This window comes from Geodermatophilus sp. SYSU D00698, from assembly GCF_054050335.1.
Genome location: NZ_JBJGZD010000003.1, coordinates 206,476 through 229,558 on the forward strand (window position 1 = coordinate 206,476; position 23,083 = coordinate 229,558).

Genomic DNA, 23,083 nt, shown 5'->3' on the forward strand with positions numbered 1-23,083 from the left:
GGTTACCGTGGACGCGATGGTCCTCCACGGGAGCCGGCGGACCGGTGGGGAGCCCGGGGACGGTGCAGTGCGCCGCGACGGCTCCGCCGCCGCCGGCCACGACGCACACGACGCACACGACGCACACGACGCGGGTTCCCTGCCGCCCGCGGGCTCACGGCACGACGCGCTCGTCTACGACACGGCCGACGACGTCGCCGCCGCGGCCGCGCCGTGGCTGCTCGAGGGGCTGGAGGCCGGGGACGCGGCCGTGATCGCGACCGGGCCGGGGACCGCCGGTCCGCTGTGGGAGGCCGTCGGCCGGGACCCGCGGGTGGTCGTCGTCGAGCGGCACCGGCTCTACCGGTCCCGCACCCCCACGGCGATCACGGCCTTCCGCCGGTTCGCCGAGCAGCACGCCGCGTCCGGCCGGCTGGTCCGGTGCGTGGGCGAGGTCGACTTCGGCGCCACCCCTGCCGACTGGCGGGAGTGGCAGGCCTACGAGTCGGTCATCAACGACGCGTTCGCCCCGCTCCCGCTGTGGGGGCTGTGCGTGTTCAACTCCGCCCTCCCCGACCCGCTGCTGACCTCCGCGCTGCACACCCACCCCGGGGTCGTCACCCCCGACGGCCGGGCGGCCAACCCCGGCTACGTCGACCCGGCCGCCTACCTGCGGGCCCTGCCGGTGCCCGACGAGCCGCTGGAGGTCACGGCCCCGGCGCTGGCCGACGACGACATCACCGACTACGCCGGGCTGCGGCACGCCGTCCGCGCCCACCTGGACTCCGTCGACGGGCCGGCCGACGTGCTCGAGGACTTCCTCATGGCGGTCGACGAGATGACCTCCAACGCGGTCCGGCACGGCTCCCCGCCCGCCGGGCTGCGGCTGTGGACGGCGCCCGGGCGGCTGGTGGCCACGGTCCGCGACTCCGGCCGCGGCCTGGACGACCCGTTCGCCGGCTACGGGCCCGCGCACGGGGAGGACCTGTCCCACGGCGGGATGGGCCTGTGGCTGGCCCGCCAGCTGTGCGACCACGTGGCGATCCGCCGCGACGACGCCGGCACCAGCGTCCGCCTGTCGACGTCCTGGACCTGAGACCGGGTCAGCCGCGGCCGGACTCCCCCGCCATCCGCTCCAGCCGGGCGATCCGCTGGGCCATCGGCGGGTGGGTGGAGAACAGCGCCGCCAGGCCCGCGGCGCGGACCGGTGCCGCGATCATGAGGTGGCTCTGCGCGACCAGCCGGTCGTCGGCGGGCAGCGGCCGGGCCGAGGCGCCGGCGGAGATGCGGCGCAGGGCGCTGGCCAGGGCCAGCGGGTCACCGCTGAGGCGGGCGCCGTCGGCGTCGGCCTCGTACTCGCGGCCGCGGGTGACCGCCAGCCGCACCAGCCCGGCGGCCAGCGGGCCGAGCAGCACCAGCAGCAGGGTCCCGAGGACGCCGCCGTCGCGGTCGTCGTCGGAGCGGCCGCCGCACAGCGTGGCGAACGTGGCCAGGTGCGCCAGGTAGGTGACGACGCTGGCCAGGGCGCCGGCGACGCAGCCGACCAGGACGTCGCGGTTGCGGACGTGCGAGAGCTCGTGGGCGAGCACCGCCCGCAGCTCCCGGCGGTCGAGCAGCTCGAGGATGCCCTGGGTGCAGCAGACGGCGGCCCGCCGCGGCGTGCGCCCGGTGGCGAAGGCGTTGGGCTGGTCGGTGGGGCTCACGTAGAGGCGCGGCATCGGCTGGCGGGCCTGGGTGGCCAGCTCCCGCACCATCGCGTACAGGCCCGGCGCCTGCGTCTCGGTGACCGGGAAGGCCCGCATCGCGCGCAGGGCCAGCCGGTCGGAGGACCACCAGGCCCAGCCGTTCACCCCGAGCGCGACGACGAGCGCCACGAGCAGACCGCCCCGCCCGCCCACCAGCGCCCCGGCGGCGAGGGCGAGACCGGCCACCAGGCCCAGGAGGAGCGCGGTCCGCACCCCGTTGTCCCATCGCCGCACGCCCCGGTGAACGGAACGGCCGCGACCGCCGTTCCCGGCCCCGGGCTGCGACCCCCGTCACGGACGGGAGTGGAGCGGAACACCCGTCCGTCGGGGAGGGTTGGTGTCGAGAGCGCCGCCCGCGACGGCGGGTCCCGTGAGCCGCTTCACAGGACCGGCGCGTGAACCCGGCCCGTAACCTGAGCCGTCGGAGGTAACCCTGATGACCGTCACCGGATCGCCCCTCACGCCCGGCAGCTCGGCCCCCGGCGGGCTCGTCAAGAGCGTCGTCGAACTCGACCGCGTCGTCATCCGGCTGGCCGGGGACTCCGGCGACGGCATGCAGCTGACCGGCAACCGGTTCACCAGCGAGACGGCGTCCTTCGGCAACGACCTGTCGACGCTGCCCAACTTCCCCGCCGAGATCCGCGCGCCGACGGGGACCCTGCCCGGCGTCAGCTCCTTCCAGCTGCACTTCGCCGACCACGACATCATGACGCCGGGCGACGCCCCGGACGTGCTGGTCGCCATGAACCCCGCGGCGCTCAAGGCCAACCTCTCCGACCTGCCCGGCGGCGGCCTGGTGATCGCCGACAGCGACGAGTTCACCCCGCGCAACCTGGCGAAGGTCGGCTACGCGACCAACCCCCTCGAGGACGGCTCGCTCGACGGCTGGCAGGTCGTCGCCGTGCCGCTGACCTCGATGACCCTCGAGGCGCTCAAGGACTCCGGGCTCGGCAAGAAGGAGGCCGAGCGGAGCAAGAACATGTTCACCCTCGGCCTGCTGAGCTGGATGTACCACCGGCCCACCGAGGGCACGGTGCGCTTCCTCGAGCGGCAGTTCCGCCGCAAGCCGGAGATCGCCGCGGCGAACATCGCGGCCTTCCGCGCCGGCTACAACTACGGCGAGACGACCGAGGCCTTCGCCGTCTCCTACGAGATCAAGCCGGCCCCCATGGCGCCGGGCCGCTACCGCAACATCTCCGGCAACCAGGCGCTGGCCCTCGGGCTGGTCGCCGCCGGCCAGCGGTCGGGCCTGCCGGTGTTCCTCGGCGCCTACCCGATCACCCCGGCGTCGGACATCCTCCACGAGCTGTCCCGGCACAAGGCGTTCGGCGTGCGCACCTTCCAGGCCGAGGACGAGATCGCCGGCATCGGCGCGGCGCTGGGCGCCTCGTTCGGTGGCGCGCTGGGCATCACGACGACGTCGGGCCCCGGCGTCTCGCTGAAGTCCGAGACCATCGGCCTGGCCGTCATGACCGAGCTGCCGCTGGTGATCGTGGACGTGCAGCGCGGCGGGCCCTCGACCGGCCTGCCCACCAAGACCGAGCAGTCGGACCTGCTGCAGGCGATGTTCGGCCGCAACGGCGAGGCGCCGCTGCCGGTGATCGCGCCGCGCTCCCCGGCCGACTGCTTCGACGCCGCGCTCGAGGCGTCGCGGATCGCGCTGAAGTACCGGACGCCGGTCATGCTGCTGTCCGACGGCTACCTGGCCAACGGCGCCGAGCCGTGGGCGATCCCGGCGGCCGACGAGCTGCCCGACCTGCGGGTGGAGTTCGCCACCGAGCCCAACGGCGCCACCGCCGACGGGACGCCGGAGTTCCTGCCCTACCTGCGCGACCCCGAGACCCTGGCCCGGCCGTGGGCGATCCCGGGCACCGCGGGCATGCAGCACCGCATCGGCGGGCTGGAGAAGGCCGACAGGACCGGCAACATCTCCTACGACCCGGCCAACCACGACCTCATGACCCGGCTGCGGCAGGCCAAGGTCGACGGCATCGCCGCCGACATCCCGCCCACCGACGTCGACGACCCCGACGGCGACGCGCGGGTCGCCGTCATCGGCTGGGGCTCCACCTACGGACCGATCGGCGCCGCCTGCCGGCGGATCCGGCGCTCGGGCCGCAAGGTCGCCCAGATCCACCTGCGGCACGTCAGCCCGATGCCGGCCGACCTCGGCGAGGTGCTGAGCCGGTACGACCGGGTCGTCTGCCCCGAGATGAACATGGGGCAGCTCGCACTGCTGCTCCGCGCGAAGTACCTCGTCGACGTCCAGAGCCACACCCAGGTGCGCGGGCTGCCCTTCCGGGCCGCCGAGCTGGCCGGGGTCGTCCAGGACGTCATCGACTCCACCACTCCGACGGCCAGCACCGGAGGCCAGCAGTGACCACCTCCCCGCACGTCCACGACCTCGGCATGCCGGGCACCCCGATCGACGCGCGCATCCAGCAGGCGATCGCCGACTCCGTGACCACCCAGGGCGAGAAGCAGACCGCCCTCAAGGCCAGGGACATGAAGACCGACCAGGAGGTGCGCTGGTGCCCGGGGTGCGGTGACTACGTCATCCTCAACGCGGTCCAGAGCTTCCTGCCCTCGCTCGGCATCGCCCGCGAGGACATGGTCATCGTCTCGGGCATCGGCTGCTCGTCGCGGTTCCCGTACTACATGAACACCTACGGGATGCACTCGATCCACGGCCGCGCCCCGGCCATCGCCACCGGCCTGGCCGCCTCGCGGCCGGACCTGTCGGTGTGGGTCGTGACCGGTGACGGCGACGCGCTGTCGATCGGCGGCAACCACCTGATCCACGCGCTGCGCCGCAACGTGAACATGACGATCCTGCTGTTCAACAACCGGATCTACGGGCTGACCAAGGGTCAGTACTCCCCCACGTCCGAGGTCGGCAAGGTCACCAAGTCCACCCCGATGGGCTCGCTGGACCACCCGTTCAACCCGGTCTCGCTGGCCATCGGCGCCGACGCCACGTTCGTCGGGCGGGCGATGGACTCCGACCGCAAGGGCCTCACCGAGGTGCTGCGGCAGGCGGCCGAGCACGAGGGCACCGCGCTGGTGGAGATCTACCAGAACTGCAACATCTTCAACGACGGCGCCTTCGACCTGCTCAAGGACCCGGCCACCGGCCCGATGTGGACGATCCCGCTGGTCCACGGCGAGCCGCTGGTGTTCGGCCCGGACGGCGCCTCGTGCGTGGTCCGCGACGAGTTCGGGGGCCTGCGGATCGCCGAGACCAACCAGGTCGACGCGAGCGAGATCGTCGTCCACGACGCGACCCGCCAGGACCCCTCCTACGCGTTCGCGCTGTCGCGGCTGTCCAGCCAGGACCTGCGGTACACGCCGATGGGCGTCTTCCGGTCGGTGCGCAAGCCCACCTACGACCGGATGATGCTCGACCAGCTCGAGGAGGCCCGCACCGGTGGCGGCGGCGACCTCGACGCGCTGCTGGCCGGCAACGACACCTGGACCGTGTCCGCGTAGCCGTCAGCTCCCGACCGGCCCGTCCTCCTCGCGGAGGGCGGGCCGGTCGCGTCCTCCGACGACCTCGGCCAGCGCGGGGAGCGCCCGGATGAGCCCGGCGCGGGACGGGGCGGCGAAGCCCAGGACCAGGCCGGCGGCCGGGCCGTGCGGCCCCGGTCCGGTCAGGTGCCGGGCCAGCCCGTCGACGGCGAGCCCGCGGACGGCCGCGGCGGCGACCACCGCCTCCTCGGCCGCACGATCCGGGAGCGGGACGAACACGTGCGCGCCCGCCGGGTCCCCGGTGACGGCCACGCCTCCGGCGGCCAGCTCCCGCAGCACGAGGGCCCGCCGCTCGGACAGCTCCCGGCGCAGCCGCCGCAGGTGCCGGGCCAGGTCGCCCGAGGACGCCAGCGCCGCGAGCACCCGCTGGCCGGCGCGGGCGGGCCGGGTGCCGGTCGCCGTCCGGGCGGCCACGAGCCCCGCCCGCAGGGCCGGCGGCGCCACCAGCCAGCCGGTGCCCAGGGTCGGGCTGACGATCTTGCTGCTGGTGCCGAGGTGCACCACGACGTCGGGGGCCAGGGCGGCCAGCAGCGGCAGCGGGGCGACGTCGTAGCGCAGCTCGCCGTCGTAGTCGTCCTCGAGCACCCACCAGCCCTCGGCCCGCGCGCGGGCGACCAGCGCCACGCGGCGGCCCGCCGACATCCGCCGGCCCAGGGGCCACTGGTGGGCCGGCGTGCAGTAGACCGCGGCCAGCCCGTCCGGGACGGCGTCGACGACCAGGCCGTCGCCGTCGACCGGGCAGGGCACCACCTCGACGCCGGCGGCGCGCAGCGCCCCGGCCGCCCGCTGGTAGCCGGGGTCCTCCACGCCGACCCGGCTGCCCGGCGGCAGCAGCCGGGCGACCTCGGTGACGGCGGCGGAGGTCCCCGCGGTGGCGAGCACGTCGGTGGGGTCCACCGGCAGGCCGCGGTGCCGCAGCAGGTGCCCGGTGACCGCGGCCTGGAAGGAGGGATCGGCCGCGGGCTCGGGCGCGGCGTCGGGGGGCTCGTCCCCGGCGGCCCGCCAGGCCCGGCGCCAGGCGGCGCGGTCGAGCACCTCCAGGCACGGCGACCCGGCCCGGAGGTCGACCGTCGCGGGGGGCGTGTGGGCCGGGCCGGGCCGGGGCGGCGGCGCCGGCCGTCCGGCGGGGGCGGCGCCGACGACGAAGGTCCCCGCGCCCTGCCGCCCGGCGGCCCAGCCCTCGGCGACGAGCTGGTCGTAGGCGGCGGCGGTCACGGTGCGGCTGACCCGCAGCGCCGCGGCCAGCTCGCGGGTGGACGGCAGCCGGTCGCCGGGGCGCAGCACGCCGCCGGCGGCCGCGGTGCGCAGGGCGTCGGCGAGCTGCACCGCGAGCGGGCGGCCGGCGCTGCGGTCGAGGACGACCGGGGGCACGTCCACGGGTGACCTCCGCTCCGATTGGCCTGGTCGACCGGCAGCGTACTGGCCCTTCCGGCAGGCCACTCCGCCACGCAGGCTGGAGCCGTGACCACTTCGACGCCCCTGTCCCCGACCCCGCGCAGCACCCTCCGGCGGCTGTCCGACCGCGCCCGTACCGACCGCGCCGACCTCTACGCCGTCCTCGACGCCGGCCTGGTCGGGCACCTCGGCGTCGTCCTCGGCGACGCCCCGGTCGTGCTGCCGACCGGCTACGGGCGCGACGGCGACACGCTGTACCTGCACGGGTCCACGGGAGCGGCGACGCTGCGGGCGGCCGCGGCGGGGGCGCCGGCCTGCTTCACGGTCACCCACCTCGACGGGATCGTGTACGCACGCTCGGCCATGCACCACTCGATGAACTACCGCTGCGCCGTCGTGCACGGGACCGCCCGGCCGGTCACCGACCCCGAGGAGCGGCTGCGCGCCTTCGCGGTGCTGACCGAGCACCTGGCGCCCGGGTCGTGGACGGCCACCCGGCAGCCGTCCCGGAAGGAGGCCGCGGCGACGGCGGTGCTCGCGCTGGACCTGACCGAGGCCAGCGTCAAGGTCCGCACCGGGCCGCCGGTCGACGACGAGGAGGACCTGGGTCTGCCGGTGTGGGCCGGCGTGCTGCCGCTGCGCACCGTCGTCGGGGAGCCCGAGCCCTGCCCGCTGCTGCCCGACGGGACGCCGGTACCCGAGCGCGTCCTCGGCCGGCGGGTCTGACGCCGTGACACCGGCGGCCCGCCGGCCGACACCGCGGTCAGGTGCCCGGGAGGACCTCGGTGTCCCCACGCCCCGCACGCTCGGCGCGGGCCCCTGCACCGGGGCCGATCGCGGCGCTGAGCCGTTCCCGCTACGCGGGTGTCACACGCAGGAGGACGTCCTCGCCGCCGCCGTTGTCGGTGGTGACGTACAGCGCGCCGTCGACGCCGAGCCGGGGCGTCCGGATGCGGCCGAAGCGGTCCTCGAGTCCCGGCATCCGGAACTGCTCGGTCAGCCGTCCCTGGTCGTCGATCCGCAGCGCGAGCACGCCGGTGTCCTTCTGCACCCCCACGAGCAGCAGCCCGTCGTAGCCGCCCCACTGGATCCCGCTGAGGAAGTCGGCGCCGCTGGTGGCGATCGTCGGGTCCCCGGACGACCAGACCGCCGGGACGGCGCCGGGCAGCCCGGGATCGGTCATCGGGACGCTCTCGTCGTAGGAGCCGTCGGCGCCGTCGGGGTCCCAGCCGTAGTTGCCGCCGGGCACCGACCGGTTCACCTCGTCGTCGCGGTCGGGCCCCTGCTCGACGGTGTAGACCTCCCCGGTCCCCGGCTGGACGGCGATGCCCTGCACGTTGCGGTGCCCGTAGCTCAGCAGCAACCGGGTGACCGGGTCCGGGTCGTCGGCGAACGGGTTGCCCGGCGCGGGCCCGCCGGTGGCGGGGTCGACCCGCAGCACCTTGCCGGCGAGCGTCGAGCGGTCCTGGGGGTTGCTGCCGACGGCGTTGTCGCCGGTGCCCACGAGCAGCGCGCCGTCGGGCGCGAAGCGGACTCGGCAGCCGCCGTGCCGTCCGGTGCGCTCGTTGACCGGGATGTCGTCGACCAGCGGGTCGGCGACGCGGGTGGCGCGGGTCCAGCCGGCGTCGACGGTCCAGGCGATCACCTGGATCTCCGCGCCGCCGTCCTCCTGCACACCCTGGCAGGTGTAGAGCCGGCGGTTGCCGGCGAAGGCCGGGTCGAGGGTCAGTCCCATGAGGCCGGTCTCGCCGTCGGCGAAGAGGTCGGAGAAGTCGGCCTCGAGCGCCCGGGCGGTGCCGTCGGGCAGCACCGCGGTGAGGCCGCCGCCGCGCTCGTCGACCAGCAGGGTGCCGTCGGGCGCCTGGGCGACGTCCCACGGGTGGTCGAGCCCGTCGAGGACGGTCTCGACCCGCAGCTCGGGCAGGCCGCCCGGCGCGGTCACCCCGCCGTCAGGGGCCGCGGTGGCCGCCTCGTCCTCCTGCGCACCGGGCAGGTCGCCGGTCGCGTCGGCCCCGTCGGCCCCGTCGGCTCCCCCGGCCCCCGAGCAGCCGGTCAGCACCAGGACGGCGGCCAGGACCGTGGCCCTCGCGCAGCGGCCCGCCGCGACCGTGCGGGCGGTGGGGGGCACGGGGGTCCTCCGTCAGCTGGTGCGGGTGACCACGTAGTCGCACAGCGCCGACAGCGCGTCCCGCACCTCACCGGCCGGGACGGCGGACAGCGAGGACCGGGCGCGGTCGGCGTAGTCCCGCAGCACCGCGCCGGCGCGGTCGAGCGCCGCGGACCCCCGAAGCAGCGCCAGTGCCTCGGCGTGCTCGGCGTCGTCGGACAGCGGGCGGGAGACCAGCTCGCGCAGCCGCGCGTCGGCGGGGTCGTCCCCGGCCAGCGCGATCAGCGCGGGCAGCGTGGCGACGCCCTCCCGCAGGTCGGTGCCGGGCGCCTTCCCCGACGCGCCGTCCTGGCTGACGATGTCGAGCAGGTCGTCGGAGATCTGGAACGCGACGCCGACCTCCTCGCCGAAGCGGGTCAGCGCGCCCACCAGGTCGGCGTCGACGCCGGCGAAGCGGGCGCCGAAGCGGGCCGAGGTGGCGACCAGGGAGCCGGTCTTGTCGGCCAGCACCTCGAGGTAGTGCTGCACGCGGTCCTCGCCGGGGCGGGCGCCGACGGTCTCCCGGATCTGGCCGGTGACCAGCCGCTCGAACGTGCGCGCCTGGATGCGGACCGCCTCGGGGCCGAGGTCGGCGAGCAGGTCCGAGGCGCGGGCGAACAGGAAGTCGCCGGTGAGGATCGCGACGCTGTTGGTCCACCGGCTGTTGGCGCTGGGCGCCCCGCGGCGGACGGCGGCCTCGTCCATGACGTCGTCGTGGTACAGCGTGGCCAGGTGGGTGAGCTCGCAGACGACGGCGGCCCGTACGACGTCCGGCGCGTGCGCGTCGCCCAGGTGGGCGGCCAGCAGCGCGAGCATCGGGCGGAAGCGCTTGCCGCCCGCGGCCATGAGGTGGCCCGCGGCCTCGGAGACGAACGGGTGCTCGCTGGCCACCGCGGTGGCCAGCGCCGCCTCCACGTTGGCCAGCCCCTCCGCCAGCGAGTCGCCGAGGGCCCCGCCCGGGAGCCAGGGGCCCATGGTCGAGGCGGGGGTCGAGATGCGGTGCCAGACCTCGGCCGGGGCGATCCCGTCGACGGCGGCACGGGGTCCGGTCATCAACCGACGAAGATAGCCGCCCGATCGGCGAGACCGAGCACCGCCCCGGGGACGATCCCCAGGACCAGGGTGGCCGCGGCGGTCACCGCGAGGACGACGGTGGTGGGCAGCCCGGGGACGCCGACCGTGGGACCGTCGGCGGCCGGCTCGGAGAAGTACATGAGCACGATGACCCGCAGGTAGAAGAACGCCGCCACCGCGCTCGCCAGCAGCGCGACCAGCGCCAGCGGCCAGGCGCCGTCCTCGATCGCCGCCCGGAAGACGGCGAACTTGCCGGTGAAGCCGCTGGTGAGCGGGATGCCGGCGAGCGCGAGCAGGAACAGGCTCATGACCGCGGCGGTGACCGGCGAGCGCTGCGCGAGGCCCGCCCACTGCGACAGGTGCGTGGCCTCGCCGTCGCCGCTGCGCACCAGGGTGAGCACGGCGAACGCGCCGAGCGTGGTGAGGCCGTAGACCAGCAGGTAGAACATCACGGCCGACAGGCCCGTCCCCGGGTAGCCGAGGACGCCGGTGAGCAGGAACCCGGCGTGCGCGACCGACGAGTAGGCGAGCATCCGCTTGAGGTCGGTCTGGGTGAGCCCGAGGACCGCGCCGACGACCATGGACACGATCGCGACGGCGTAGACCAGCGGCCGCCAGGTCCACTCCTCGGTGCCGAACGCGACGTACAGCAGCCGCAGGATCGCGCCGAAGGCGGCGACCTTGGTGCAGGCGGCCATGAACGCGGTGACCGGGGTGGGCGCGCCCTGGTACACGTCCGGCGTCCAGGTGTGGAACGGCGCCACGCTGGCCTTGAACAGCAGCCCGACGATCAGCAGCGCCAGGCCGAGGACGGCGAGCGTGCCGCCCCCGCCGGCCGCGACCGCCTCGCGGACCGCGGAGAGCCGGACGCTGCCGGTGGCGCCGTAGACCAGCGCCAGGCCGTAGAGGAAGAACGCCGAGGCGAAGGCGCCCAGCAGGAAGTACTTGACCGCCGCCTCCTGCGACAGCAGCCGGCGCCGGCGGGCGAGGCCGCTGATCAGGTACAGCGGCAGGCTGAGCACCTCGAGCGCGACGAACATCAGCAGCAGGTCGTTCGCCGTGACGAACAGCATCATGCCGCCGATGGCGAAGGTGGCCAGCGGGTAGACCTCGGTCTGCACGCGCTGCACGGTGAGCAGCTCGCGGTCGCGGACGCTGCCCGCGGGCACCGCGGCGGAGACGACGAACGCCGAACGGGCCGGGTCGAGGTTGCGCTCGGCGAACAGCAGGAGCGACAGCGCGCCGAGCCCGGCGATGGTGGCCTGCAGGAACAGCCCGGCGCCGTCGATCGCGAGCGCTCCCCCGGCGGTCACCTCGCGGGTGCCCGCGAGCAGCAGGGTGCTGACCAGCCCGCCGAGGGTGCCGACCAGCGCGACGGCGACCTGCACCGGGTGGCGGGTGTCGCGCGGGCCGAACGCCTCGACGAGCACGCCGACGCACGCGGCGCCGAGGACGAACAGCAGCGGCGCGAGCGCGGCGAAGGAGAGGTCGGGGGCCTCGATGGTCATCAGTCGGTCCCCTCGGTCGGAGCGTCGACGCCGGCCGGGTCGGCGCCGACGTCGCTCATGGTGGCGGCGACGGCGGGCTCGATCAGCCGGATCAGCGGCTGCGGGTAGACGCCCAGCACGATGACCAGGGCCACCAGCGGGGCGACGACGACCGTCTCGCGGCGGGTCAGGTCGCGCAGCCGCGCCGTCGCCCGGGCCGCGGGGGCCGGGGCGGTCAGGGTCGCCGTCACACCGTGCGCGCCGCCCGCGGGGGCCGGGGCCGGCTCGTCGTCGGCCGGGAAGAGCACGCCGCGCGGCGGGCCGTGCATGGTCCGTTGGTAGAGCAGCAGGACGTAGAGCGCGGCCAGGATGATCCCGACGGTGGCCAGGACCGTGAACACCGGCCGGGTCGGGAACGAGCCGATCAGCACGAGGAACTCGCTGACGAAGCTGTTGGTGCCCGGCAGCGCCAGCGACGCGAGCCCCGCGACCAGGAACACCCCGGCCAGCTTCGGCGCCCGCGTGGCCACGCCGCCGTAGTCGCCGACCAGCCGGGAGCCGCCGCGGGCGATGAGCATCCCGACGACGAGGAACAGCAGGCCGGTCGCGATGCCGTGGTTGACCATGTACAGCACCGCGCCGGTGCCGGCCTCGGTGGTGAAGGCGAAGACGCCGAGGGCGATGAAGCCGAAGTGCGCGATCGAGGTGTAGGACACCAGCCGCTTCATGTCGCTCTGCCCCATCGCCAGCAGCGCGGCGTAGAGGACGCCGGCGACGGCGAGGACGAGCACCAGCGGGGCGAACTCCCGGGAGGCGTCGGGGAACAGCGGCAGGCAGTAGCGCAGGAACCCGAACGTGCCGACCTTGTCGAGGACGCCGACGAGCAGCACCGCGCCGCCGATCGGGGCCTCGGCACCGGCGTCGGGGAGCCAGGTGTGCAGCGGCACCAGCGGCGCCTTGATCGCGAAGGCGACGAAGAAGCCGAGGAACAGCAGCCGCTGCGCGGCCGGGTCGATGTCGAGCTGCCGCAGCGACTCGAAGGCGAACGTCCCGTCGCCCGCCGCCTCGCTGACGACGTACAGGCCGATGACCGCGGCGAGCATGACCAGCCCGCCGACCAGGCTGTACAGGAAGAACTTGACCGCCGCGTACTGCCGGCGCGGGCCGCCGAAGCTGCCCACGAGGAAGTACATCGGGACGAGCATCGCCTCGAAGAAGACGTAGAAGAGGAAGACGTCGGTGGCGGCGAAGACGCCGACCATGCACGCCTCGAGCAGCAGCAGCCAGGCGAAGAACGTCCGCATCGAGCGGCGGCCGGTGGGCTCGTCGCGCCAGGAGGCGAGCACGACCACCGGCACCAGCACACCGACCAGCAGCAGCATGACCAGGGCGATGCCGTCGACGCCGAGGGCGAAGTCGACGCCGAAGCCCTCGATCCACGGCACCGACGTCGTCAGCTGGAACCGGTCGCCGTCGGGGTCGAACGCGACCGTGGCCAGCACCGCGAGCACCAGCACGACCAGGCTGACGCCGAGGGCGAGCTGCCGGGCCAGCGCCGTGTTCGCGCGGGGCAGCGCCGCGACGACGGCGGCGCCCACCGCGGGCACCACCAGCATCGCGACCAGGAGCAGGGAGTCGCTCACTCTGTCGTCGTCCTCTCCTGAGAGCCCGGCTCGCTCACCCGGCCGTCACCGCCAGCAGCGCCCCGGCCACCAGGACCGCGCCGCCGAGCATCCCGAGCGCGTAGGACCGGACGAACCCGGTCTGCGCCCGGCCCAGCCGCGACGACGAGCCGCCGAGCGTGGCGGCCAGGCCGTTGACCGCGCCGTCGACGCCGCGGTTGTCCACCCACACCAGCGCCCGGGTGAGCCACTGGCCCGGCCGCATGAACAGCGACTCGTTGACCGTGTCGGCGTAGAGGCTCCTCCGCGCCGCGCGCACCACCGGCGAGACGCGGGCCGGGGCGACCTCGGGGACCTCGCGGCGGCCGACGAACAGCCACGCCGCCAGGACGCCGACCAGCATCACCGCGGTCACCACGATGCCGACGACGGCCGGGGCGACCACGTGCGCGGCCTCCTCGGGCTCGCCGAACACCGGGGCGAGCCACTCGTCGAGCGGGAACACCTGCACCAGCAGGAACCCGGCGGCCACCGAGCCGACGGCGAGCACCACCATCGGCGCGGTCATCACCGTCGGCGCCTCGTGCGGGTGCCGGCCCTCGGTCCACCGCGGCCGGCCGAGGAACGTCATCAGCACCAGCCGGGTCATGTAGAAGGCGGTCAGCCCGGCGCCGACGACGGCGACCGCGCCGAGCAGCCAGCCCCACCCGTCGCCGCGGTCCAGCGCCGCCTCGATGATCGCGTCCTTGGTCCAGTAGCCGGACAGGAACGGGAACCCGATCAGCGCGAGGTAGCCCAGGCCGAAGGTGACGAAGGTGACCGGCAGCTTCCGCGCCAGCCCACCGAAGCGGCGCATGTCCACCTGGTCGCCCATCGCGTGCATGACCGACCCGGCACCCAGGAACAGCCCGGCCTTGAAGAAGCCGTGGGTGAGCAGGTGGGCGATCGCCGCGGCGTAGCCGACCGGGCCCAGGCCCACGGCGAGGAACATGTAGCCGATCTGGCTGACCGTGGAGTACGCGAGCACCTTCTTGATGTCGTCGTACGCGCAGCCCACGACCGCGCCGTAGAGCAGCGTGACCGCGCCGACGGCGAGGACGACGGCGCGGGCGGTCGGCGTCAGGTCGTAGATCGGCGCGGAGCGGGCGATGAGGTAGACGCCGGCGGTGACCATCGTCGCGGCGTGGATGAGTGCCGAGACCGGCGTCGGGCCCTCCATGGCGTCGGGCAGCCACGCCTGCAGCGGGAACTGGCCGGACTTGCCGCACGCGCCGAGCAGCAGGAGCAGGCCGAGCGCCGTCACCGTGCCGCCGGCCAGGGCGCCGACCCCGCCGAAGACGCCCTCGTAGGAGACCGTCCCGAGCTGGGCGAACATCACGAAGATCGCCAGCGCCAGGCCGACGTCGCCGACCCGGTTCATGACGAAGGCCTTCTTCGCGGCGGTGGCCGCGGCGGGGCGCTCGTGCCAGAAGGCGATGAGCAGGTAGGAGGCCAGGCCGACGCCCTCCCACCCGACGTAGAGGGCCACGTAGTTGTCGCCGAGGACCAGCAGCAGCATCGCCGCGACGAACAGGTTCAGGTAGGCGAAGAACCGGCGCCGCCGCGGGTCGTGCGCCATGTAGCCGACCGAGTAGACGTGGATGAGCCCGCCCACGCCGGTGATCAGCAGCATGAAGGTGGCCGACAGCGGGTCGACCAGCAGCCCGGCCTGCACGTCGAGCGAGCCCACCGACAGGAAGGTGAACAGGTCGACGTCGACCGCCCGCTCCTCCAGGCCGGCCAGCTGCACGGTGGCCAGCAGCGCGACCACGAACGCGGCCAGGACGGTCGCCGTCCCCAGCAGGTGGCCCCAGCGGTCGGTGCGGCGCCCGCCCAGGAGGAGGACCGCGGCCCCGAGCAGCGGCAGTGCGATGACCAGCCACGAGGCCGACAGCAGGCCCTCGGCGGCGACGGCGGATTCCATGGGGGTGCCGGCTCCCGTCAGTACTTGAGCAGGTTGGCGTCGTCGACCGACGCCGACCGGCGGGTCCGGTAGATCGACATGATGATCGCGAGGCCGACGACGACCTCCGCGGCGGCGACGACCATGACGAAGAACGCCATGATCTGGCCGTCGACGGTGCCGGAGGCCCGGGCGAAGGTGACCAGCGTCAGGTTGACCGAGTTGAGCATCAGCTCGACGCACATGAACACGACGATCGCGTTGCGCCGCACCAGCACGCCGACGGCGCCGACGGTGAACAGGATCGCCGCGAGCACCAGGTAGTGCGTGAGGCTCACCGCCGGTCCTCCGGTGCCGGGTCGAGCGTGCCGAGGGCGGCGTCCGGGCTGCCGAGCTGCGCCCGGCCGGTGGGACGGGGCATCTGGTCGACCTCCTGGGGCTCGATGCCGGTGGCCAGGCTGTCCTCGGCGACCCCGCCGTCGGGCAGCAGCGCCCCGGCGGCGACGGAGTTGGCGCGCGCGTACACGCCGGGGCCGGGCAGCGTCTGCGACCGGTCGGTGAGGAACCGGGCGCGGGAGAGCTCCTTCTGCGTCCGCCGGGTGCCGGGCTCGCGCTCGATGTGCGCGAGCACCATCGCGCCGACCGCGGCGGTGATCAGCAGCGCGCTGGTGACCTCGAAGGCCAGCAGGTAGCGGGTGAACAGCAGTTCGGCGATCGAGTCGATGTTGCCGGTGCCGCCCTGCGCGTCGGACAGGCCCGCGACCGGGGTGTCCTGCGTGGCGCGGGCGATGCCGGCGCCGACCAGCCCGGCGAACCCGACGCCGAGCACCGTGGCCGCCACCCGCTGCCCGCGCAGCGTCTCGACCACGGAGTCCGAGGAGTCCCGGCCGACCATCATGAGCACGAACAGGAACAGGATCATGATCGCGCCGGTGTAGACGATGATCTGCACGGCGCCGAGGAACGGCGCGGACTGGACGACGTAGAACACGCCGAGGGCGAGCATCGTGTTGACCAGCCACAGCGCCGAGTGGACGGCGTTGCGGCTGAACACCATCCCCAGCGCCCCGGCCAGCGCGACCGGGCCCAGGATCCAGAAGACGACGGCCTCGCCGGTGCCGATGGCGACCCCGGTCATGCCCGCTCCACCGTCACCGGCTCGGCCGGTGAGCCCTGCTGCGGGTCGCGCACGTAGTAGGCCTTCTCGTCGTCACCGAGGCGCATCGGGTGCGGCGGGGCCTCCATGCCGGGCAGCAGCGGGGCCATGAGCTGCTCCTTGGTGTAGATCAGGTCCTGCCGGTTGTCGTCGGCCAGCTCGAAGTCGTTGCTCATCGTCAGCGAGCGGGTGGGGCAGGCCTCGATGCACAGCCCGCAGAAGATGCAGCGCAGGTAGTTGATCTGGTAGACGCGGCCGTACCGCTCCCCGGGGCTGTAGCGCGCGTCCTCGGTGTTGTCCCCGCCCTCGACGTAGATCGCGTCGGCCGGGCAGGCCCAGGCGCACAGCTCGCAGCCGACGCACTTCTCCAGCCCGTCGGGGTGCCGGTTGAGCACGTGCCGGCCGTGGTAGCGCGGCTTGGTCACCTTGGGGACGTCGGGGTACTCCTCGGTGGTCACCTTCTTGAACATCTGGGCGAAGGTGACGCCGAAGCCCTGGCCGGGCGCCGGCAGCAGGCTGCGGTGTGGCGCGGGCGTGCCGCCGCCGGCCCGCTCGACCTCACCGCCCCGGGCCGCCTGGGCCAGTCCCTTCGACTCGCCGCCGGTCGCCGGGTCCTGGTCAGGCATCGGTCTCCTCCTGTGCGCTGGTGGCCGTGCTGCCCGTGGTGCTGCCCGTGGTGCTGCCGGCGGCTCGGCGGCCGCTGCTGACCACGCCGCCCTCGGGACGCGCGCCCACCGGCTCGGCGCGGCGCAGCCGTGGCGACGGCGGCACGACGAGGTCCATGGGCGGCACCGGGAAGCCGCCCTCGGCGCGGGCCGGGCCGGTGCGCTGCGCCGGCCGGTGCCGCGGCCCGGCCGGGGGCAGCACCTCGGGGTCGGGGTCGGGGTCGGTGGCGTGGACGCCGCCGGCCGCGGCGTCCTCGGCCATGAGCCGGGTGTCGCGGTTGCTGGCCCGGCTGGCGACCGACAGCGCGAGCAGCACCAGCAGCGCGATCGGCACGCCGACGAACACCGCCACCTGGCCGGTGGACAGGTCCGCCTCGCGGGAGACGGTGCGCATGGTGGCGACGGCGAGGATCCAGGCCAGCGCCGTCGGCACCAGGACCTTCCAGCCGAAGCGCATGAACTGGTCGTAGCGCAGCCGGGGCAGCGTCCCGCGCAGCCAGATGAACACGAACAGCGCGGCGGCGACCTTGAGGAAGAACCACAGCAGCGGCCACCAGCCGGAGTTGGCGCCGTCCCAGATGGAGATCGGCCACGGGGCCCGCCAGCCGCCGAGGAACAGCGTCGCGGCCAGCGCCGAGACGGTGACCATGTTGATGTATTCGGCGAGGAAGAACAGCGCGAACTTCAGCGACGAGTACTCGGTGTGGAAGCCGCCGACCAGCTCGCTCTCCGCCTCGGGCAGGTCGAACGGCGCCCGGTTGGTCTCGCCGACGACGGCGATCACGTAGATGACGAAGCTGACCGGCAGCAGGACGGCGAACCAGCTCGGCCCGGTGAACTCCAGCCCGAAGAACGACAGCCGGTTGCCGTCGGCCTGGGCGGCGACGATCTCCGAGGTCGACATCGACCCGGCGTAGAGGAACACCGCGACGATCGACAGGCCCATCGCGATCTCGTAGCTGACCATCTGGGCGGCGCTGCGCAGCCCGCCGAGCAGCGGGTAGGTCGAGCCCGAGGCCCAGCCGGCCAGCACGATGCCGTAGACGCCCATCGCCGAGCAGGCCAGGACGACGAGGACGCCGATGGGGGCGTCGGTGAGCTGCAGCGGGGTCTGCTGGCCGAAGATGCTGACCACCGGGCCCAGCGGGATGACCGAGAAGGCCAGGAACGCGGGGATGGTCGCGATGACGGGGGCCAGGAAGTAGACCGGCTTGTCCGCCATCGCGGGCCGGATGTCCTCCTTGAACGCCAGCTTCAGCCCGTCGGCGAGGCTCTGCAGGTAGCCGCGCGGGCCGACCCGGTTGGGGCCGATGCGCTGCTGCATGCGGGCGACGACCTTGCGCTCGAACACGATCGCGAACAGCGTCATGAGGACCAGCACGACGAAGACGCCGACGATCTTGACGAGCACGATCCACCAGACGTCGCGCCCGAAGTCCTCGAGCGTCGGCTGGTCGGCGGCGGCGAGCAGGGTCACGCGGCACCTCCCGCGCTCGATCCGGGAGCGCTCAGCCGGACGACGCCGCCGGGCGCCGTGCCGAGGCCGGTGCGCAGCTCGCTGCCGGGTGAGCGCATCGGCAGCCACACCACGTCGTCGGGCATCTCGGTGACGCAGACGGGCAGGGTGACCGAGCCGGTGGCGCCGGTGACGGTGAGCGGGGCGCCGTCGGCCACGCCGAGCCCGGCGGCCCGCGAGGCGCTGATCCGCACCACCGGCGGGCGGGCGGTGCCGGCGAGCTCGGGCTCGTCGCGCTGCAGCGTCCCGACGTCGAGCAGCTGCCGCCAGGAGGCCAGCAGCGCCTCCCCCTCGCCCGGCTCCGGTGCCACGGCCGGCGGCACGTCGAGGCCGCCCTCGGCGCGGGCGCTCGTGTCGCCGAGGTGGGCGAGCTCGGCGCGGGCCGCGTCGGGGGTGGGCAGCCGCAGGTCGGCGTCGAGGTGCTCGGCCAGGCCGTGCAGCACCCGGCCGTCGGGGAGCTGGCCGGTGCCGTGCAGCGTGGCGTCGAAGGGCCGCACCCGGCCCTCCCAGTCCAGGTAGCTGCCGGCCTTCTCCGGCGCGGCGGCCACCGGCAGGACGACGTCGGCGTGCTCGGTGACGGCGGTCGGCCGCTGCTCGAGGCTGACGACGAACGACGCCGCGCCCAGCGCCGCCGCCGCGAGCGCGGGATCGGGCAGGTCGGCGGGGTCCACGCCGCCGACCACGAGGCCGGCCAGCCGGCCGTCGCGGACCGCGGTGAGGATGCCGGTGGTGTCCCGGCCCGGGAACGCCGGCAGGTCGGCGGGGTCCACGCCCCACAGCGCGGCCACCTCGGCGCGGGCGACGGGGTCCTCGACCGGCCGGCCGCCGGGCAGCAGCGCGGGCAGCGCGCCGGCCTCGACGGCGCCGCGCTCCCCGGCCCGCCGCGGCACCCAGGCCAGGCGGGCGCCGGTGGCGCGGGCGAGGGCGGCCAGCGCGGTGAACGCGCCGGGCACCTCGGCCAGCCGCTCGCCGGCCAGCACGACCGCGCCGGGCTGCCGCAGCGCCTCGACGGCCGGGCCGCCCCAGCTGCCCTCGGCCAGCGCCGCGAGCGCGCGCGCCTCCTCGCCGGGCCGGGTGACCAGCACGGTGGCCTGCAGCTTCTGCGCCGCGCGGGTGGCGAACGGCGCCAGGTCGTAGACGGCCAGCCCGCCCTTGCGCACCGCCCGGCGCAGGCGGAGGAAGACGATCGGCGACTCCTCCTCCGGCTCGAAGCCGGCCAGCAGCACGGCCGGGGCGGCGGTGAGGTCGTCGTAGGTGACCGCCCCGCGCCCGGGGCCGGTGCCGGCCACGTGCGCGGCGAGGAACGCCTGCTCCTCGGCGGAGTGCGCGCGGGCGCGGGCGTCGACGTCGTGGGTGCCCAGGGCCACGCGGGCGAACTTCGCCCAGGCGTAGGCGTCCTCGACGGTCAGCCGGCCGCCCGGCAGCACCCCGACGCCGCCCGCGGCCCGTGCCGCGCGCAGGCCCTCGGCGGCCGCGGCCCACGCGTCCGGCCAGGAGGCGGGCTCCAGGACGCCGCCGCGGCGGACCAGCGGGGTGGCGAGCCGGTCGTTGGTGGCGGCGTAGCGGAAGGCGAAGCGGCCCTTGTCGCAGGTCCACTCCTCGTTGACCGCCGGGTCCTCCCCCGCCAGCCGGCGCATGACCTTGCCGCGCCGGTAGTCGGACCGCATGGAGCAGCCCGACGCGCAGTGCTCGCACACCGAGGGCTCGCTGCGCAGGTCGAACGGCCGCGACCGGAACCGGTACTGCGCGCTGGTGAGCGCGCCGACCGGGCAGATCTGGGTGGTGTTGCCGGAGAAGTAGGAGGAGAACGGCTCGTCCTCGTAGACGGCGACCTGCTCCAGCGCGCCCCGCTCGAACAGCTCGATGAACGGGTCGCCGGCCACCTGCTGGGAGAACCGGGTGCAGCGGGCGCACAGCACGCAGCGCTCGCGGTCCAGCAGGATCTCGCTGCTGATCGGCAGCGGCTTCGGATAGGTCCGCTTGACGTCGACGAAGCGGGTCTCGGTGCGGCCGTTGCTCATGGCCTGGTTCTGCAGCGGGCACTCGCCGCCCTTGTCGCAGACCGGGCAGTCCAGCGGGTGGTTGATCAGCAGCAGCTCCATCGTGCCCTGCTGCGCCTTGTCGGCGACCGGGCTGGTCAGCTGCGTCTTCACCGCCATGCCGTCGGTGACCGGCATGGTGCAGGAGGCCACCGGCTTGCGCTGGCCCTCCACCTCGACGAGGCACTGCCGGCAGGCGCCGACGGGGTCGAGCAGCGGGTGGTCGCAGAACCGCGGGATCTGGATGCCGACCATCTCCGCGGCGCGGATGATCAGCGTCCCCTTGGGCACCGCGACGTCGAAGCCGTCGATGGTGCAGCGGACGGCGTCCGGCGGGGTGTGCGGGCCGGGGACGCCCGGCGGCACCGCCGGCGCGGGCTCGGGGGCGGTGGGAGTGAGCGTCACGAGGCGACTCCGACGGGCTCGAGCCGCAGCGAGCGGCCCAGGCGGGCCTGCTCCTCCGGCGGCAGCAGGGCGACGTAGTCGTCGCGGAAGTACTTGAGCGAGCTGGTGATGCAGCTGGTCGCGCCGTCCCCGAGGGCGCAGAACGAGCGGCCGAGGATGTTGTCGCAGGTGTCGGTGAGCAGGTCGAGGTCGGCCGCCGTCCCGCGGCCGTCGACCAGCCGCCGCAGCACCTGCACCAGCCAGTAGGTCCCCTCGCGGCAGGGCGTGCACTTGCCGCAGGACTCGTGCGCGTAGAACTCGGTGAACCGCAGGGTGGCCTCGACGATCGAGTCGGTCTCGTCGAACACCATGAGCGCCGTCGTGCCGAGCATCGAGCCCGCGGCGGCGACCGAGTCGAAGTCGAGCGGCACGTCGAGGTGCTCGGCGGTGAAGTACGGCGTCGAGGAGCCGCCCGGCGTCCAGAACTTGAGCTCGTGCCCGGCCCGCACGCCGCCGGCCATCTCCAGCAGCTCGCGCATCGTGGTGCCCATCGGCGCCTCGTACTGGCCGGGGCGGGTCACCCGGCCCGACAGCGAGTAGATCTTCGGCCCGGGCGACTTCTCCGGCCCGAACCGCTTGAACCAGTCGGCGCCGCCGCGGACGACGAACGGCACGGTGGCCAGCGTCTCCACGTTGTTGATGACCGTGGGGGCGCCGTAGAGCCCGGCGACCGCGGGGAACGGCGGCTTGAGCCGCGGCTGGCCGCGGTAGCCCTCGAGCGAGTCGAGCAGCGCCGTCTCCTCGCCGCAGATGTAGGCCCCGGCGCCGGCGTGCACGACCAGCTCCAGGTCGTAGCCCGAGCCCAGGACGTCGCTGCCGAGGTAGCCGGCCGCGTAGGCCTCCTCGACGGCGGCCACCAGCCGGCGGTGGGCGTGCACCGCCTCGCCGCGGACGTAGATGACGGCGAACCGGCAGCGGATCGCGTACGCCGAGATGATCACGCCCTCCACCAGGGAGTGCGGGTCGGTCATCATCAGCGGCAGGTCCTTGCAGGTGCCGGGCTCGCCCTCGTCGGCGTTGACCACGAGGTACTTGGGCATCGCGGCCGGCCCGGTGGGCGTCTCCCCCGGCTTGGGCTGCGGGATGAAGCTCCACTTCATGCCGGTCGGGAAGCCTGCGCCGCCGCGGCCGCGCAGGCCGGAGTCCTTGACCAGGGAGACCAGCTCGTCGGGCTGCATCGACAGCGCGGTGCGCAGCGCGGCGTAGCCGTCGAGGGACTCGTAGGTGGACAGCCGCCAGGGCTGCTCGGCGCCCCAGCGCGAGGTGAGGACGGGGGTGAGGGGCATCGGGTCAGGCCTCCCGCTGGGTCGCGGGCCCCTGGCCGGAGGTGCCCGGCTCGGTGCCCGCGGGGGTGTCGGGGGTGGGACGGTCGCCGCCGGGGGTGCGCCGGCCGTACTCGGTGCCGCGGTCGGGGTGCGCCTGCGCGGCGCCGGCCCGCTCGGCCGGGTTGTCGGCGGCGGCGACGCGGGCGTCGGCGGCCTCCTCCTCCGGCGTCTGCCCGGTGTCGCCGGACGGCGCGACCGTGTCCGCGGGCTCGCCGGCGTCGGCGGGCTCCGGCTCGGGACCGCTCATCGGCGGGGCGGACTCGCCGCGCTCGGCGGCCAGCCGGACGCCGGCCAGCGTCGGCCCCCACTCGCCCGGCGCGTCGACGGCGGCGCGCGCGGCCCCGGCGTCGGCGTGCTGGGAGAAGCCGGCCAGCTGCCGGGAGACCCCGCGGAAGTCGGTGAGCGGGGCGCCGCGCGTCGGGTGCGGCTTCTCCCCGCGGCGCAGCGCGGCGACCAGCGCCCGGGCGCTCTCGACGTCCTGCTGGTCGTAGAACTCGTAGTCGACGGTGACCACGGGCGCGTAGTCGCAGGCGGCCAGGCACTCGGCGTGCTCGAGGGTGACCGAGCCGTCGGCCGCCGTCTCGTCGTGGTGGACGCCGAGGTCGGCGGACAGCGCGTCCATGATCCGCTGCCCGCCGAGGACGGCGCACAGCGTGTTGGTGCAGACGCTGACCAGGTGCCGGCCGGTCGGGCGGCGCTTGTACATCGTGTAGAAGGTCGCGACCGCGCCGACCTCGGCCTTGGTCAGCCCCAGCACCTCGGCGCACAGCGCGACGCCCTCCGGCGTCACGTAGCCCTGGTAGCTCTGGACCAGGTGCAGCATCGGCAGCAGCGCCGAGCGCGGCTGCGGGTAGCGGGTCGTGATCTCCCGCGCCTCGAGCCAGGCCTGCTCGGTCAGCGGCGGCAGGTCCGCCGGCGTCGGCTCGACGGGGCTGTCGACGAGCCCCGTCGTCGCCGCGCCCTCCCGGGACCCGGGGAGCGCGCTCACGGCTTCTCCTCGCCGGCGCTCGTCGACGCCGC

The 23,083-nt window shown here is 74.9% G+C and carries 18 protein-coding genes; 4 read left to right on the plus strand and 14 right to left on the minus strand.

The features are described 5' to 3' along the window. Positions 1-16: 16 nt before the first annotated feature. Positions 17-1,075, plus strand: coding sequence for an anti-sigma factor RsbA family regulatory protein (locus tag ACI8AB_RS04345; protein ID WP_456949078.1), 1,059 nt, complete (start codon positions 17-19; stop codon positions 1,073-1,075). A gap of 7 nt (positions 1,076-1,082) precedes the next feature. Here ACI8AB_RS04345 and htpX read toward each other — a convergent pair whose 3' ends face one another. Then, a complete protein-coding gene (gene htpX, locus ACI8AB_RS04350) occupies positions 1,083-1,958 on the minus strand; it encodes a zinc metalloprotease HtpX (RefSeq protein WP_456949079.1) in 876 nt (291 codons plus the stop codon). 202 nt (positions 1,959-2,160) lie between these two features. On the opposite strand from htpX, the gene ACI8AB_RS04355 reads away from it, so the two are divergent. Beyond that, entirely contained in the window at positions 2,161-4,104 is a 1,944-nt protein-coding gene (locus ACI8AB_RS04355; RefSeq protein ID WP_387987818.1) for a 2-oxoacid:acceptor oxidoreductase subunit alpha, read from the plus strand. Then, complete coding sequence (locus tag ACI8AB_RS04360; protein WP_387987820.1) at positions 4,101-5,213, plus strand: 2-oxoacid:ferredoxin oxidoreductase subunit beta; 1,113 nt, start codon at positions 4,101-4,103, stop codon at positions 5,211-5,213. The genes ACI8AB_RS04355 and ACI8AB_RS04360 overlap by 4 nt, the downstream gene beginning before the upstream one ends. A 3-nt stretch (positions 5,214-5,216) precedes the next feature. Here the strand turns inward: ACI8AB_RS04360 and pdxR are convergent, their stop codons facing one another. After that, entirely contained in the window at positions 5,217-6,629 is a 1,413-nt protein-coding gene (gene pdxR, locus ACI8AB_RS04365; RefSeq protein WP_456949080.1) for a MocR-like pyridoxine biosynthesis transcription factor PdxR, read from the minus strand. Between the two features lie 84 nt (positions 6,630-6,713). On the opposite strand from pdxR, the gene ACI8AB_RS04370 reads away from it, so the two are divergent. Next, the gene (locus tag ACI8AB_RS04370; RefSeq protein ID WP_456949081.1) at positions 6,714-7,373 is read left to right on the plus strand and encodes a pyridoxamine 5'-phosphate oxidase family protein; all 660 of its coding nucleotides are present in this window, start codon (positions 6,714-6,716) and stop codon (positions 7,371-7,373) included. Positions 7,374-7,503: 130 nt separating this feature from the next. Here the strand turns inward: ACI8AB_RS04370 and ACI8AB_RS04375 are convergent, their stop codons facing one another. Genes ACI8AB_RS04375 through nuoE form a run of 12 tightly spaced genes read right to left on the minus strand, consistent with a single transcriptional unit; the run spans position 7,504 to position 23,051 of the window. Continuing rightward, positions 7,504-8,775: a PQQ-dependent sugar dehydrogenase gene (locus tag ACI8AB_RS04375; RefSeq protein WP_456949082.1), complete on the minus strand. Its 1,272-nt coding sequence runs from the start codon at positions 8,773-8,775 to the stop codon at positions 7,504-7,506. Positions 8,776-8,787: 12 nt separating this feature from the next. After that, positions 8,788-9,846: a polyprenyl synthetase family protein gene (locus ACI8AB_RS04380; protein ID WP_387987824.1), complete on the minus strand. Its 1,059-nt coding sequence runs from the start codon at positions 9,844-9,846 to the stop codon at positions 8,788-8,790. Beyond that, on the minus strand, positions 9,846-11,375 hold the full coding sequence (nuoN, locus tag ACI8AB_RS04385) for an NADH-quinone oxidoreductase subunit NuoN (protein ID WP_456949083.1): 1,530 nt from the start codon (positions 11,373-11,375) through the stop codon (positions 9,846-9,848). The genes ACI8AB_RS04380 and nuoN overlap by 1 nt, the downstream gene beginning before the upstream one ends. After that, positions 11,375-12,997 carry an NADH-quinone oxidoreductase subunit M gene (locus ACI8AB_RS04390; RefSeq protein ID WP_456949084.1) on the minus strand — a complete coding sequence of 541 codons (1,623 nt, stop codon included), beginning with the start codon at positions 12,995-12,997 and terminating at the stop codon, positions 11,375-11,377. The genes nuoN and ACI8AB_RS04390 overlap by 1 nt, the downstream gene beginning before the upstream one ends. Before the next feature lie 34 nt (positions 12,998-13,031). Next, positions 13,032-14,939 carry an NADH-quinone oxidoreductase subunit L gene (gene nuoL, locus ACI8AB_RS04395; RefSeq protein ID WP_456949085.1) on the minus strand — a complete coding sequence of 636 codons (1,908 nt, stop codon included), beginning with the start codon at positions 14,937-14,939 and terminating at the stop codon, positions 13,032-13,034. Positions 14,940-14,956: 17 nt separating this feature from the next. Next, positions 14,957-15,256 carry an NADH-quinone oxidoreductase subunit NuoK gene (gene nuoK / locus ACI8AB_RS04400; protein ID WP_387987828.1) on the minus strand — a complete coding sequence of 100 codons (300 nt, stop codon included), beginning with the start codon at positions 15,254-15,256 and terminating at the stop codon, positions 14,957-14,959. Continuing rightward, a complete protein-coding gene (locus tag ACI8AB_RS04405; RefSeq protein WP_456949086.1) occupies positions 15,253-16,056 on the minus strand; it encodes an NADH-quinone oxidoreductase subunit J in 804 nt (267 codons plus the stop codon). Before ACI8AB_RS04405 ends, nuoK begins: the two co-directional genes overlap by 4 nt. Beyond that, entirely contained in the window at positions 16,053-16,700 is a 648-nt protein-coding gene (nuoI, locus tag ACI8AB_RS04410; RefSeq protein ID WP_456901416.1) for an NADH-quinone oxidoreductase subunit NuoI, read from the minus strand. Before nuoI ends, ACI8AB_RS04405 begins: the two co-directional genes overlap by 4 nt. Further along, on the minus strand, positions 16,693-18,216 hold the full coding sequence (nuoH, locus tag ACI8AB_RS04415; protein WP_456949087.1) for an NADH-quinone oxidoreductase subunit NuoH: 1,524 nt from the start codon (positions 18,214-18,216) through the stop codon (positions 16,693-16,695). Before nuoH ends, nuoI begins: the two co-directional genes overlap by 8 nt. After that, positions 18,213-20,699, minus strand: coding sequence for an NADH-quinone oxidoreductase subunit G (locus tag ACI8AB_RS04420; protein WP_456949088.1), 2,487 nt, complete (start codon positions 20,697-20,699; stop codon positions 18,213-18,215). Before ACI8AB_RS04420 ends, nuoH begins: the two co-directional genes overlap by 4 nt. After that, positions 20,696-22,024 (minus strand): NADH-quinone oxidoreductase subunit NuoF, encoded by a 1,329-nt coding sequence (gene nuoF, locus ACI8AB_RS04425; RefSeq protein ID WP_456949089.1) that lies wholly within the window; start codon positions 22,022-22,024, stop codon positions 20,696-20,698. Before nuoF ends, ACI8AB_RS04420 begins: the two co-directional genes overlap by 4 nt. Positions 22,025-22,028: 4 nt before the next feature. Next, positions 22,029-23,051 carry an NADH-quinone oxidoreductase subunit NuoE gene (nuoE, locus tag ACI8AB_RS04430; protein WP_387987834.1) on the minus strand — a complete coding sequence of 341 codons (1,023 nt, stop codon included), beginning with the start codon at positions 23,049-23,051 and terminating at the stop codon, positions 22,029-22,031. Between the last annotated feature and the right edge of the window lie 32 nt (positions 23,052-23,083).